General features: G+C 72.5%; 14 protein-coding genes. 10 read left to right on the forward strand and 4 right to left on the reverse strand.

Annotated elements, in window-relative coordinates; translation table 11 throughout:
* The 6 genes from AOK00_RS18380 to AOK00_RS18400 form a co-directional block, all read left to right on the forward strand.
* The coding region (locus AOK00_RS18380) for an SUKH-4 family immunity protein (protein WP_254047407.1) at positions 1-1,203 on the forward strand (1,203 nt) is incomplete at its 5' end.
* A gap of 157 nt (positions 1,204-1,360) precedes the next feature.
* A complete protein-coding gene (locus tag AOK00_RS18385) occupies positions 1,361-2,269 on the forward strand; it encodes a hypothetical protein (protein ID WP_055601387.1) in 909 nt (302 codons plus the stop codon).
* 112 nt (positions 2,270-2,381) lie between these two features.
* Positions 2,382-2,765 carry a VOC family protein gene (locus tag AOK00_RS18390; protein WP_055601388.1) on the forward strand — a complete coding sequence of 128 codons (384 nt, stop codon included), beginning with the start codon at positions 2,382-2,384 and terminating at the stop codon, positions 2,763-2,765.
* 23 nt (positions 2,766-2,788) lie between these two features.
* Entirely contained in the window at positions 2,789-3,178 is a 390-nt protein-coding gene (locus AOK00_RS41440) for an FG-GAP repeat domain-containing protein (protein ID WP_367870046.1), read from the forward strand.
* Positions 3,175-3,711: a VOC family protein gene (locus AOK00_RS18395; RefSeq protein ID WP_055601389.1), complete on the forward strand. Its 537-nt coding sequence runs from the start codon at positions 3,175-3,177 to the stop codon at positions 3,709-3,711. Before AOK00_RS41440 ends, AOK00_RS18395 begins: the two co-directional genes overlap by 4 nt.
* Positions 3,704-4,507: a MerR family transcriptional regulator gene (locus AOK00_RS18400; RefSeq protein WP_107097418.1), complete on the forward strand. Its 804-nt coding sequence runs from the start codon at positions 3,704-3,706 to the stop codon at positions 4,505-4,507. Before AOK00_RS18395 ends, AOK00_RS18400 begins: the two co-directional genes overlap by 8 nt.
* 6 nt (positions 4,508-4,513) lie before the next feature.
* Here AOK00_RS18400 and AOK00_RS18405 read toward each other — a convergent pair whose 3' ends face one another.
* Entirely contained in the window at positions 4,514-5,002 is a 489-nt protein-coding gene (locus tag AOK00_RS18405) for an ATP-binding protein (RefSeq protein ID WP_173861588.1), read from the reverse strand.
* A 103-nt stretch (positions 5,003-5,105) separates the two neighbouring features.
* On the opposite strand from AOK00_RS18405, the gene AOK00_RS18410 reads away from it, so the two are divergent.
* Both AOK00_RS18410 and AOK00_RS18415 read left to right on the forward strand, forming a co-directional pair.
* On the forward strand, positions 5,106-5,975 hold the full coding sequence (locus tag AOK00_RS18410) for a helix-turn-helix domain-containing protein (RefSeq protein WP_055601392.1): 870 nt from the start codon (positions 5,106-5,108) through the stop codon (positions 5,973-5,975).
* Positions 5,972-6,160 (forward strand): DUF397 domain-containing protein, encoded by a 189-nt coding sequence (locus AOK00_RS18415; protein ID WP_055601393.1) that lies wholly within the window; start codon positions 5,972-5,974, stop codon positions 6,158-6,160. Before AOK00_RS18410 ends, AOK00_RS18415 begins: the two co-directional genes overlap by 4 nt.
* A gap of 62 nt (positions 6,161-6,222) precedes the next feature.
* Here the strand turns inward: AOK00_RS18415 and AOK00_RS18420 are convergent, their stop codons facing one another.
* The 3 genes from AOK00_RS18420 to AOK00_RS18430 form a co-directional block, all read right to left on the reverse strand.
* On the reverse strand, positions 6,223-6,558 hold the full coding sequence (locus AOK00_RS18420; RefSeq protein WP_055601394.1) for a hypothetical protein: 336 nt from the start codon (positions 6,556-6,558) through the stop codon (positions 6,223-6,225).
* Positions 6,559-6,682: 124 nt separating this feature from the next.
* Positions 6,683-7,132: a hypothetical protein gene (locus AOK00_RS18425; protein ID WP_159041796.1), complete on the reverse strand. Its 450-nt coding sequence runs from the start codon at positions 7,130-7,132 to the stop codon at positions 6,683-6,685.
* Between the two features lie 52 nt (positions 7,133-7,184).
* The gene (locus tag AOK00_RS18430) at positions 7,185-8,705 is read right to left on the reverse strand and encodes an MFS transporter (RefSeq protein ID WP_055601396.1); all 1,521 of its coding nucleotides are present in this window, start codon (positions 8,703-8,705) and stop codon (positions 7,185-7,187) included.
* A 201-nt stretch (positions 8,706-8,906) separates the two neighbouring features.
* Here AOK00_RS18430 and AOK00_RS18435 point away from each other — a divergent pair, with 201 nt between their 5' ends.
* Together AOK00_RS18435 and AOK00_RS18440 are read left to right on the forward strand one after the other, a co-directional pair.
* Positions 8,907-9,695 (forward strand): ABC transporter ATP-binding protein, encoded by a 789-nt coding sequence (locus tag AOK00_RS18435; RefSeq protein ID WP_055601397.1) that lies wholly within the window; start codon positions 8,907-8,909, stop codon positions 9,693-9,695.
* Positions 9,692-12,265 (forward strand): ABC transporter permease, encoded by a 2,574-nt coding sequence (locus tag AOK00_RS18440; protein WP_055601398.1) that lies wholly within the window; start codon positions 9,692-9,694, stop codon positions 12,263-12,265. The genes AOK00_RS18435 and AOK00_RS18440 overlap by 4 nt, the downstream gene beginning before the upstream one ends.
* Positions 12,266-12,399 lie beyond the last annotated feature (134 nt).

Genomic DNA, 12,399 nt, shown 5'->3' on the forward strand with positions numbered 1-12,399 from the left:
CCGGGCGCGCCCGGTACGCCCGCGGGCGGCATCGAGCACGCCGCGACGATGCTGGCCCACCCGGGTCCGGCCGGTCCGACGGCGCCGCAGCCCCCGGGGCCGCCGGCTCCTCCGCCGCCGCTGCACGGGGGTCACGTACCGCCGCCCGCGCCGGGTCCCGTACCCGGTCCGGTCGCGGGCCCCGGTCCCGGGGCCGCACCCCCCGCGTACGGGTATCCGCAGCCGGCGGGTCAGCCGACGGTCGGTCCCGGCTACCAGGCGGTGCTGCGCTATCGCGCGCCCGACGGTTCCGAGGCGCAGATCATCCGGCGTTCGGCGCCGGGCACCCCGCACCCGGAGTGGCAGATCCTGCACGAGCTGCGCGCGATGAACGTGCCGCCGCAGCAGGTGCTCGAACTCCACACGGAGCTGGAGTCCTGTGAGCTGCCCGGTGGTTACTGCGCGCGGATGATCCGGGAGACCTGGCCGCAGGCGCGGATCACCAGCATCGCCCCGTACGGCCGTGATCACGCGGGCCGTCAGCAGGGGATGCGGCAACTCCTCACCCATCAGGGCGAGTTGCACCAGGTCGCGGACGGTCCCGCGCGCCCGGCGCCGGTGCGGGCGCCGCTGCCGCAGGTACAGCCGGCGCCGCCGGTTCCGCCGGAGGCGATCGCGCAGGAGCTGGCCGGGGCGTTCGGTCCCGGCATCCTCCGCTTCGACCAGCGCGCCGTGTCGCGGCAGGGCGTGCCGGAGCTGGTGGCGCGCACGCTGGTGTGGGCGGGTCTGCCGGCGGACTTCGGGCCGTTCTTCTGGGCGCAGCCCGCGATGCCGGTGGTGCCGACGCTGGCGGAGCTCGCGGCGCAGCGACAGGTCCAGGCCGCGCCGGACGCGAGTTCGTACCTGGTGCTCGGTTCGGACTTCGGCCGGGCGATCTGTGTCCAGTACGGCACCGCGCACATCGTGGCGGTGCCGGTGGAGGCCGGTCCCGGCGGGCAGTCGGTGCCGCCGCAGTTCGTGAACACCGGGCTGCCGGAGTTCACGCGCGCGATGGCGCTGCTCGGCCGGATGTGGCGGCTGAGGTTCGGGCTGAACCCGGAGCAGGCGGGCCGCTGGACGGTCGACTTCCAGGCGCAGTTGGCGATGCTGGACCCGGCGGCGCTGTCGTCGCCGGAGAACTGGTGGTCGGTTCTCCTTGAGCAGATGTGGGACGGGCTGCTGTAGAAGGTGGGCCGGGGTTTCCCGCTGACGCCGCTGGACAGACTCCGCTGGACAGAATGTGATGAAAGGCGCTCGACGTGTATGCACGTTGGGCGCCTTTTGTCCGTTCTGATGCAGCATCCTGGATGTTCGGGTCGGGCACAGGGAAGGGGCGCCAGGGATGAGTTTCGCTGTCGGACGGGGGCGCGGGTACCGGCCCGAGCAGGTCGACCGTCGTCTCGCCGCGCTCTCCGAGGAACGTGACGCCGCCTGGGAGCGGGCCGCACGGCTCACCGTCCTCGCGAAGGAGACGGAGGCCGAGGCGGCCCGGCTGCGCGCGGCCGTGGAGGCGTTGGTGCCGCACCGGTACGAGGCCCTCGGCGACCGGGCGGGGAAGATCCTGGAACTGGCGGAGCTGGAGGACGAGACGCTCGTACGGACCGCCGAGGCGGAGGCGCAGTCCCTCGCGGAGGCCGCGGAGACGGCGGCCCGGGAGGCGGCGGAGGCGGCGCGGGCGTACGCGGAGGGCGTCCGGGCGGCGGCCGACGCGGCGGCGGGCGCGACCCTGGCCACGGCGCGGGCGCGGGCCGAGGAGCTGGCGACGGAGGCGCGGCGCGAGGCGGAGGAGCGGCTGACCGGGGCGCGGGAGGTCTTCGAGGAGACCGAGCGGCGCGCGGCGGGTCTCCTCGCGGAGCAGGGCGCGGAGCAGACGGCCGTACGGGAGGAGGCGGAACGAGCGGCGGAGGGCCGGGCGGCCGCCCTGGACGCCCACCACGGGGAGTTGACCGCCGCGGCGGAGGCGAGGCTCGCGGAGGCGCAGCGGTTCCTGGCGGAGACCGAGGAGCAGGCCCGGCACGGCCAGGAGGACGCGGAGGCGAGAGCGGCCGGGCTGCTCGCGGAGGCCCGGATGAGGGCGGAGCGGGTCGAGCGCGAGACGGAGCGGGTGCTGCGGGAGCACGAGGAGGTCCGGGACGAGATCCACGGCCACATGGACCACATCCGCGACTCGCTGGCGGCACTGACGGGGCGGGTGGCGGGCTCGGGCTCGGAGCAGGGCCCGGACCCGGAGCAGGGCCCGGACCCGGAGTAGGGCCCGGACCTCAGGCCTGGAATAGGGCCCGGACCCGGGACCGGAACGGGCCGAGGCGCGGGGCGACTTGGGGTCCGGAGGGCTCCCGGGGTGCGAAGTAGGCTCGTCGGTCATGCTGATGAAACTGACGGCGGTCAACCTCGACTGCGCCGACCCCCTGGCCCTCGCCGACTTCTACCACCGGGCCACCGGGCTGCCGCTCCACGAGCGGTCGGACGCCGACTTCGCGGGGGTCGGTGGCGGTGAGGGCGGGCTCCTCCTCGGGTTCCAGCGGGTCGAAGGCCACCGCCCCCCGACCTGGCCGGGCCAGGACGTGCCGCAGCAACTGCACCTGGACTTCGACGTCGACGACCTGGACGAGGCCGTGGCGCGGCTCGTGGAGTGGGGCGCCACCGTGCCGGAGGCACAGCCCCGCCCCGATCGGTGGCGGGTGGTCCTGGACCCGGCGGGGCACCCGTTCTGCGTCTCGCCCCGGAAGCGGCCGGGCGGCGCGTGACCGAGGCCGGTGATGGCCGAAAGGTGACTGCCGGTCAGCCCCCCGTTCCACGGGAGGAACCCATTCACGCGCGTCACACGGACGCGCGGCCGTCGATTCGCGGCAGCCGCCGTCCCCATGACCCTTGCCGCCACGCTCACCGCGTTCCCGGCCACGGCGGCACCCGCCGTTCCGGGCGCCACGCAGGAGGCCCGGCCGGTGCCCTCCTCGCCCGGGACAAGGCCGGTGCGCTGTGGCTGTACCTGGGCAGGGGTGACGGCACCTTCGCCGCCCGCACCCCGGTCGGCCGCGGGTGGGGCGGCCCCACCGACCTCGTCCGCGTCGGGGACGCCGACGGCGACGGCCGCGCCGACCTGATCCGCGGATCCGGCTTGACCCTCACGTTGCGGGAGGCCGGAGGGTGGCGTGCATGAGCGACTACTACGACGCGTTCGAGATGAGCCCCGTCCCCACTCCCGGCCCGGACGCCGTGCCGCCGGAGCCGTTCCACGGCATCTACGGAATGCCCGCGTTCGTGACGATCCCCACGAGCGACATGGCGGCCTCGACGGAGTTCTGGACCCGGGGGCTCGGGTTCTTCGAACTGTTCAGCATCCCCGGCACGCTGGTGCACCTGCGCCGGTGGGCCTTCCAGGACGTACTCCTCGTCCAGGCGGAGAGCGTCCCGGACCAGCCGCCCGCCATGAGCTTCAGCTTCGCGGGCGTGCTCAGCCAGGTCGATTCCCTCGTCGAGGCCTGCCGGGCGCTGCGCCCGGACTCGGTCGACGGTCCGCGGGACACGCCCTGGAACACCCGCGACGTGGAGGTGATCACCCCCGAGAACGCGCGGATCGTGTTCACCGCGGCGAAGCCCTTCGACCCGGCAAGTGAGGAAGCCCGGAACCTCGAAGCCATCGGGATCAACCCACCGGGTGCCGGTCGGGGAGACAATGAGGAGCATGTCTGATGCCACCGCCGCCGACGGCCTGACCGTCGGTCAGGTCTCGGCGCGCCTGGGCGTGACGGTCCGCGCGCTGCACCACTGGGACGAGACCGGTCTGGCACGGCCGTCGCTGCGCACGGCCGCCGGATACCGGCTCTACACCGCCGGCGATGTCGAACGCCTGCACCGCGTCGTCGTCTACCGGGAGCTCGGTCTCGGCCTGGACAGGATCGGGGCCCTCCTGGACGACCCCGCCACGGACGTGCCGGGCGCCTTGCGCGCGCAGCGCGGTCAGCTCACCGAACGGATCGAGCGGCTCCAGCAGCTCAGCGCGGGCCTTGACCGGATGATCGAGGCCCACGAGCGCGGCCTGCTGCTGACCGCCGAGCAGCAGGCCGCGATCTTCGGCCCCCGGTGGGACCCGGAGGGGCCCGCCCAGGCCCGCCGGCGCTACGGGGGCACGACGCAATGGCGGCAGTACGCCGAACGCGCGGCCTCCCGCGTCCCGGAGGAATGGCAGGCCGTCGCCGACGCCATGGCCGAGCTCGACCGCGCCCTCGGGGACGGGATGGACGCCGGCGTCGCACCGGGCAGCCCGGAGGCCGGGCGGCTCGTCGAGCGGCACCGCGAGGTCTTCTCCTCGTACTTTCCCCTCACCAGGGAGATGCAGGTCTGTCTCGGCCGCATGTACGAGGCGGATCCGGGGTTCGCCGCCCACTACGACGGCATCCGCGAGGGCCTCGCCACCTGGTTCCGTCACATCGTCGACGCCGACGCGCGCGCCCACGGCATCGACCCCGACACGGCGACCTGGCAGTAGGGCCTCTCAGGTGAGGGCGCACTCCGCCCACACCGTCTTCCCCGGAGCCCCGGGACGCGGGCACCAGCCCCAGCGGTCGGCGAGCGCGTCGACGAGCAGCAGACCCCGCCCCCCGTCCGCCGGTTCCGCGCCGGGGCCGGGGAGCTTTCCGGGCCGGGGCGGTACGCGCTCGGCGCGGGTGTCGCTGACCTCGATCCGCGCGACGGGCGGGGGCCCGTCGGTGACCCGGAGGAGCACCCGGAAGTCCCGTCCCGGCACGTGGCCGTGCCGCACCGCGTTGGTCGCCAGCTCGGAGGCGACCAGGACGACGGTCTCGTGCGCCCCGGTCCCGTACGGGACACCCCACTCGTCCATCCGGACGGCGACGAGCCGGCGCGCGAGCCGTGCGCCCCGGGCGGTCGACGTGAACCGGAGGTCGAAGACCCTGCAGCCCAAGTAAGGGGAGGAGCCGGAGAGTTGGGCGGTGTAGGTGGGGCTGAGGTTGTTGCTCGTCATGCCTCCCACGCTCCTCTTGGTGGCGTAGCGTGACCAGTGGTGACGCACCGACGCGATGGCCTTGTACGCGGCATGTCGGTGCCGGTACGAGAGGTGGGGTGCGGTGGCGGAAGAGCAGGTGGGTGCGGAGCCGGAGGCAGGGCCCGGGGCGGACGCCGGGCAGACGGCGGACAAGTCCGGGCAGGGCGTGGTGGCGGCGTTCGGGCAGAGCCTGAAGACACTGCGGACGCGGGCGGGGATGGAGCGGGAGGAGTTCGGCAGGCGGCTGGGCTACTCGGCGTCGACCGTCGCGTCGTTCGAGCAGGGCCGGAGGATTCCGCCGCCACGCGCGATCGACCGGTCGGATGAAGTGCTGGACGCGGGCGGACTGTTGAAGGTCTGGAAGGAGCAACTGGAGAGGGCGCAGTACCCGGCGTTCTTTCAGGGAATGGCGCAGCTGGAGAAACGAGCGATAGAGCTGCTGGCGTACGACACCTTGGTGGTCAAGGGCCTGCTCCAGACCGAGGAATACACGCGAGCGCTGCTGAGTAATCGACGCCCGCCCCTCGACGCGGAGACCATCGAGCAGCGCGTGAGCGCCCGGTTGGCTCGGCAGGAGATCTTCGATCGACGCCCCGCGCCGCTCCTGAGTTTCGTCATGTGCGAGTCCGTCCTCCGACGGAAATTCGGCGGCAAGGAGGTGCTGCGTGGACAGCTGGAACACCTCCTCCTCATCGGCCAGCGGAAGAACGTCGAGCTCCAGGTCATGCCGCTCGACTGCGAGGAAAACGCCGGTGTGGACGGTCCGTTCACTGTCATCACACGCGAGGACGGCAAGCGGTTCGTCTACGCCGAGGCGCAGGGCGCCAGTGTTTTGGAGACCGACCCCAAGCCGGCAGTTCTCGCCGCAGCCCGCTATGGGATCATCCGCTCGCAGGCTCTCACCCCGCGAGAGTCGCTGGCGTTGATCGAGAAGTTGCTGGGAGAGCTATGAACAACACGGAATCCCTCGCCTGGTTCAAGAGCAGCTACAGCGGCGCTGAGGGTGGCGACTGCATCGAGGTCGCGGCGGGCGCGGGAGCCGTGCACGTCCGTGACTCCAAGGACGTGGCCCGCCCCGCCCTCCGCGTCTCGCCCGACGCGTGGGCCGGATTCGTCGGGCTCGCCGCGGCGGAGTAGGTACACGCGTCGGTTGTACGCGCGCGAGCCCCGCCTGTCCGGCCCGGACGGCGGGGCTCCGGCTAGGCCGCCCAGACCGCGAGGCCGACCGCGATCGAGCAGATCACGAGACCTGTGACGAGCGCGCGGGCCGGGACGGACAGGCGGCGGACGGCGGGCGTGCAGAGCAGGCCGACCGGTGTGGCCGCGATGGCGAGGCCGATCAGCCACCAGTGGAGCGGGATGCCCTCGGTCGTGCCCGTGTCGGCCGCCGCCCACAGCGCCAGGAACCCCAGCCCCGCGAGCAGCAGCAGGGCGACCGCCCACAGCACGGCCGCCACCACGGCGACGCCGGTCCCGCTGCGGGGCCGCACCGGGCGGGCGGGGCCGTAGAGCGTCGCGTACGTGTCGGAGTTCATGGTCGGCTCCTTCGGATGAGGTGACCCCATCGTCGGGTCCGGGGCCGCGGCCGGGCATGAGCACCGCTGCTCATCTCCGGGCGGGCACGTACTCAGCCGACCCGGCCTCGCGGGTCTCCTGCGGTCAGCCGACCCGCTCGTAGGTCTCCTTCGAACCCTGGCCCTCGTCGTTGGTGAGGATCAGCCGCTCCTCGCCGTCCACCTCGCCGAGACGCAGCGTGACCGTCCTGTTGCCGGCCCAGCCGCAGTCCACCTGCGCGAGGAAGCGGCGCCAGGTCTTGTCCGTCTCCGACGGCTCGGCCTGCACGCTGCCCTCGCAGGTGTCGCTCCCGTCGCTGGTCCAGAGCTTCCCGTCCGCGGAGATCCGCAGCGTCCAGGGAGTCTCCTCCCGGGTTTCCTTCCACTCACCGACGGCCGGGGCCAGGCCGGTGTCGCCCGGCTTCGCGGCCGGCTCCGTCGCGTCCTGCGGCTTCGCGTCGGCGGGATTCGCCGCGACGTCCGAGGTCTCACAGCCCGTCAGGAGCAGCATCGCTCCCAGGGCGGCCCCCGCCGCACCTCGTGTCCATATGTTCATGAGCCCTACCGTACCCACCCCAAGTCGGGGGTCCGGCAGCGGCATTGGCGCCCTAGCCCTCGTCCTCCTTCAGGACCGGGAAGCGGCGGGGAGCCAGGGTCAGCAGCACCAGGAGCGCCAGGGCCGCCGCCCCCGCCGCGCCCACGAAGACGTAGTCGACCGCCGCGTCGACCGCGCGACGCAGACCGTCCATCGTCCCGGCCGTCAGCGAGCCGGGCGCGTCCAGGGCGCGGGCCAGGGTGTCCAGGTCGCCGCCGCCCAGGCGGGCGGCGAGCACGCCGTTCGCCACGGCGCCGAACAGTGCCGCGCCGACGCTCTGGCCGACCTGGCGGCAGAACAGCACCGACGCGGTGGTCGTGCCCCTCTCCTCGTACGGGACCGTCGACTGGACTCCCACGATCAGCGGCAGTTGGAAGAGGCCGAGGGCGCCGCCGAGCAGCAGCATGATCAGGGCGGGCTGCCAGGGTTCCCCGGGGAACGGGAGGAACGGGAACGCCAGGAGCAGGACCAGGGCCAGGGAGATGCCGATGACGGCCGTCAGGCGGAAGCCGATCCTGCTGTAGACCCGGTTCGAGAACGCCGCGCTGATCGGCCAGCTCAGGGTCATCACCGAGAGCACGAAACCGGCCGCGATCGGCCCGAGGCCCAGGACGGACTGGGCGTACGTCGGCAGGAAGACCGTCGGCGCGACCATGAGCAGGCCCAGCGCGCCGAGCGCGAGGTTGACGGCGGATATCGTGCGGCGGCGCCAGACCCAGCCGGGGATGATCGGCTCCGTCGCGCGCTTCTCGACGACCACCGTCACCGCCCCCAGGACGGCCGCTCCCGCCAGGAGCCCCAGGGACGGGGCGGACAGCCAGGGCCAGGCGACGCCGCCCTGGACCAGGGCGGTGAGGAGGAGCGCTCCCGTGGCGAAGACGGACAGGGCTCCCGCCCAGTCGATGCGTACGCGCGCGCGTGGCGTGGTGCGGGCCGGTTCCTTCAGGTGCCGGACGATCAGCCACAGGGCAACCGCCCCCACCGGCAGGTTGATCAGGAAGATCCAGCGCCAGTCCGCGTACCCCGCGAGGAGCCCGCCGGCCGCCGGGCCGGCGACCGAGGAGGCGGCCCAGACGGAGGAGAGCCTCGCCTGGATCCTGGGGCGTTCCTTCAACGGGTACAGATCGGCGGCGATCGTCTGGATCGTGCCCTGGAGCGCACCGCCGCCGAGGCCCTGGACGACGCGGAAGGCGATGAGGGAGGCCATGTTCCAGGCGGCCGCGCACAGCAGGGAGCCGATGAGGAAGAGGACGACCCCGGCGATGAGGACCGGCTTGCGGCCGAAGGTGTCGCTGAGCTTCCCGTACACCGGCAGGGTGACCGTCACGGCGAGCAGATAGCCGGAGAACAGCCAGGAGAAGACGGCGAGTCCGCCGAGGTCGCCGACGATCTGGGGGACGGCGGTGGACACGATCGTGCCGTCGATGGCGGCGAGGCCCATGCCGAGCATGAGGGCGGCCACTACGGGACCGCGGTGGGCGGCTGGGGTGGCCGGACCGGTTGTCGCGACCCCCTTCACGTAGGGCTCCGTCACCGCGGCATTCCTTTCTTCGTACACCTAAATGATCGGGGTCAGGGTCCCACCAAGACCACGGGTGGAGGAACCCCTAGGGGCGTCTCCCCCATACGGGCCAGGGGTGCTTCGTCCCGGCGGAGGAGGAGAAGAGCCGTTCCGGCTCCTTAACTTGAACTTACAAACCCACCCACTGCTCCACGCCACCGCTAGGAGAAAACCGTGACCACGGCTGTGACCATCCCCAGGCACGGGGGTACTGGAGGGCGTACGGCCGTCGCCGCGCGGGCGCGTCAGGTCGTCAAGGCGTACGGCTCCGGGGAGACCCGGGTCGTCGCGCTGGACTCCGTCGACGTCGACATCGCCCGCGGACAGTTCACCGCGATCATGGGCCCCTCGGGCTCCGGCAAGTCGACCCTGATGCACTGCCTCGCCGGGCTCGACACCGTCACCAGCGGCGAGATCTTCCTCGACGAGACCGAGATCACCCGGCTCAAGGACAAGAAGCTCACGCAGCTGCGCCGGGACCGGATCGGCTTCATCTTCCAGGCGTTCAACCTGCTGCCGACCCTGAGCGCCATCGAGAACATCACACTGCCGATGGACATCGCCGGCCGCAAGCCCGACGCCGAGTGGCTGCGTCGGGTCGTCGACACCGTCGGTCTCTCCGAGCGGCTCAAGCACCGCCCGAACGAGCTCTCCGGCGGCCAGCAGCAGCGTGTGGCCGTGGCCCGCGCCCTCGCCGCCCGGCCCGAGATCATCTTCGGTGACGAGCCGACCGGAAACCTGGACTCGCGGGCGGGCGCCGAGGTCCTCGGCTTCCTCCGCACCTCGGTCGACGAGCTCGGCCAGACGATCGTCATGGTCACGCACGACCCCGTCGCCGCCTCCTACGCCGACCGGGTCCTCTACCTCGCCGACGGGCGGATCGTGGACGAGATGCTCCGGCCGACCGCCGACGCCGTCCTCGACCGCATGAAGGACTTCGACGCGCGCGGGCGGACGTCATGAGCGTCCTGAAGACCTCGCTGCGCAACTTCTTCGCGCACAAGGGACGCATGGCGCTCTCCGCCATCGCCGTCCTGCTCTCCGTCGCGTTCGTCAGCGGCACCCTCGTGTTCACCGACACCATGAACACGACGTTCGACAAGCTCTTCGCGTCGACCGCCTCCGACGTCACCGTCAGCCCCAAGGGCGCGGCGGTCGACGACGAGACCCCGCAGAGCGGCCGCCCGGAGTCCTTCCCGGCCTCGCTCGTCGAGCAGGTCCGCAAGGTCGAGGGCGTCCAGGCCGCGCAGGGCTCGGTCATCTCGACCAGCGTCACCGTCGTCGACGCGAGGAACAAGAACGTCGGGCCCACCAGCGGCGCCCCGACGATCGCCGTCAACTGGAGCCCCAACGAGCTGCGTTCGGTGGAGATGGCCTCCGGTCACGAGCCGCGCGGTCCCACCGAGGTGGTCGTCGACGGCGACACCGCCGAGAAGCACGGCCTCAAGCTCGGCGACGAGCTGCGGACGATCTCCGTCGCCGGTGACTTCACCGCGAAGATCTCCGGCATCGTCGACTTCAAGGTCACCAACCCGGGCGCCACCGTCGTCTACTTCCAGACCGCCACCGCCCAGCGCGAACTCCTCGGCAAGGAAGGCCTGTTCACCCAGATCACGGCCGACGCGAAGCCCGGTGTCAGCGACGAGACCCTGAAGAGCAGCATCGCCGCCTCGGTCGGCGGAGGATACAAGCTGCAGACCGCCGCCGAGGCCGCCGACGCGGGCCGCGAGGACGTCGCCGGCTTCCTCGACGTCATGAAGTACGCGATGCTCGGCTTCGCCGGAATCGCCTTCCTCGTCGGCATCTTCCTCATCGTCAACACCTTCTCGATGCTGGTCGCCCAGCGCACCCGCGAGATCGGCCTCATGCGGGCCATCGGCTCCAGCCGCAGGCAGGTGAACCGTTCCGTCCTCATCGAGGCGCTGCTCCTCGGCCTCTTCGGCTCCGTCGCCGGAGTCGCCGCCGGCGTCGGACTCGCCGTCGGACTGATGAAGCTCATGTCCTCGATCGGCATGGAGCTCTCCACCGACGACCTCACCGTCAGGTGGACGACCCCGGCCGTCGGCCTCGTCCTCGGCATCGTCGTCACCGTCCTCGCCGCCTACATCCCGGCCCGCCGCGCCGGGAAGATCTCCCCGATGGCCGCCCTCCGCGACGCGGGCACCCCCGCCGACGGCAGGGCCGGCCGGATCCGCGGCGGCATCGGTCTCGCCCTCACCGCCGCCGGAGCGGCCGCGCTCGTGGCGGCGGCACGCGCCGAGGAGGCCGGCCCCGGCTCCCTCTGGCTCGGCCTCGGCGTCCTCTTCTCCCTCCTCGGCTTCGTCGTCGTCGGCCCGCTCCTCGCGGGTGGAGTCGTCCGCGCCCTGGGCGTCGTCGTCCTGCGGATCTTCGGCCCGGTCGGCCGGATGGCCGAGCGGAACGCGCTCCGCAACCCGCGCCGCACCGGCGCCACCGCCGCGGCCCTGATGATCGGCCTCGCGCTCGTCGCCGCCCTGTCGGTCGTCGGCTCCTCGATGGTCGCCTCGGCCACCGACGAGCTGGACCGGTCCGTCGGCGCCGACTTCATCGTGCAGTCCGGCACCGGGCAGCCGATCGTCCCGCAGGCCCAGGCGGCCCTGGAGAAGGCCCCGGGCCTGGACCACGTCACCGAGTACCGGTGGGTCGACGCCACCGTCACCGACCCGCGCGGGAAGGCCGAGAAGGTCGGCCTGGCCGCCACCGAACCGTCGTACGTGAGGGACCTGCGCCGGGAGACCACCGCCGGCACCCTCACCGACGCGTACGGCAAGGGCGCGATGTCCGTCGGCAGCGACTACGCCACCGAGCATGCGGTGAAGGTCGGCGACGTCCTGACCGTCGCGTTCAAGGGCGGCGAGACGGCGAAGCTGAAGGTCGCGGCGATCACCGCGGACACCGGCACCGTCGACAACGGGGCGATGTACACCAACGTCACCACGCTCGCCGAGTACCTTCCCGCCGACCGCATGCCGCAGAGCCTGCTGCTGCTCGCCAGCGCGAAGGACGGCCAGGAGACCCAGGCCTACCAGGCCATGAAGGACGCGCTCGCCCCGTACCCGCAGTACAAGGTGAGCAACCAGGCCGACTACAAGGAACAGCTGAAGGACCAGGTCGGACAGCTGCTCAACATCGTGTACGGGCTCCTCGCCCTGGCGATCGTCGTCGCGATCCTGGGAGTCGTGAACACCCTGGCCCTGTCGGTCGTCGAGCGGACCCGGGAGATCGGCCTCATGCGGGCCATCGGCCTCTCCCGCCGCCAGCTGCGCCGCATGATCCGCCTGGAGTCGGTGGTGATCGCCCTGTTCGGCGCGCTGCTCGGCCTCGGACTGGGCATGGGCTGGGGCACGGCCGCCCAGAAGCTCCTCGCCCTGGAGGGGCTCGGGGTCCTGGAGATCCCGTGGCCGACGATCCTGACGGTCTTCATCGGCTCGGCCTTCGTGGGGCTGTTCGCGGCGCTGGTCCCGGCGTTCCGGGCGGGCCGGATGAACGTCCTGAACGCGATCGCGAGCGAGTAGGGCCACGGCCCGAGCCCCCACGGCTGGGCGCCGCCCCACCGGGCGGCGCCCACCCGCACCGGACGTGTCCGGTGCGGGCGCCCGCTCCGCTGTGCCGCAAGGACTTCGTCCAGGGGGGGACCCCCAAGCGGGAC

It is taken from the genome of Streptomyces aureus, from assembly GCF_001418135.1.
Taxonomy (GTDB): Bacteria; Actinomycetota; Actinomycetes; order Streptomycetales; family Streptomycetaceae; genus Streptomyces; species Streptomyces aureus_A.

Excerpts from the sequence above, each read along its gene's own strand:
- AOK00_RS18385 (WP_055601387.1), top strand. The coding sequence starts at position 1,361 with ATGAGTTTCGCTGTCGGACGGGGGCGCGGGTACCGGCCCGAGCAGGTC.
- AOK00_RS18390 (WP_055601388.1), top strand. The coding sequence starts at position 2,382 with ATGCTGATGAAACTGACGGCGGTCAACCTCGACTGCGCCGACCCCCTG.
- AOK00_RS18395 (WP_055601389.1), top strand. The coding sequence starts at position 3,175 with ATGAGCGACTACTACGACGCGTTCGAGATGAGCCCCGTCCCCACTCCC.
- AOK00_RS18400 (WP_107097418.1), top strand. The coding sequence starts at position 3,704 with ATGTCTGATGCCACCGCCGCCGACGGCCTGACCGTCGGTCAGGTCTCG.
- AOK00_RS18405 (WP_173861588.1), bottom strand. The coding sequence starts at position 5,002 with ATGACGAGCAACAACCTCAGCCCCACCTACACCGCCCAACTCTCCGGC.
- AOK00_RS18415 (WP_055601393.1), top strand. The coding sequence starts at position 5,972 with ATGAACAACACGGAATCCCTCGCCTGGTTCAAGAGCAGCTACAGCGGC.
- AOK00_RS18420 (WP_055601394.1), bottom strand. The coding sequence starts at position 6,558 with ATGAACTCCGACACGTACGCGACGCTCTACGGCCCCGCCCGCCCGGTG.
- AOK00_RS18425 (WP_159041796.1), bottom strand. The coding sequence starts at position 7,132 with ATGAACATATGGACACGAGGTGCGGCGGGGGCCGCCCTGGGAGCGATG.
- AOK00_RS18440 (WP_055601398.1), top strand. The coding sequence starts at position 9,692 with ATGAGCGTCCTGAAGACCTCGCTGCGCAACTTCTTCGCGCACAAGGGA.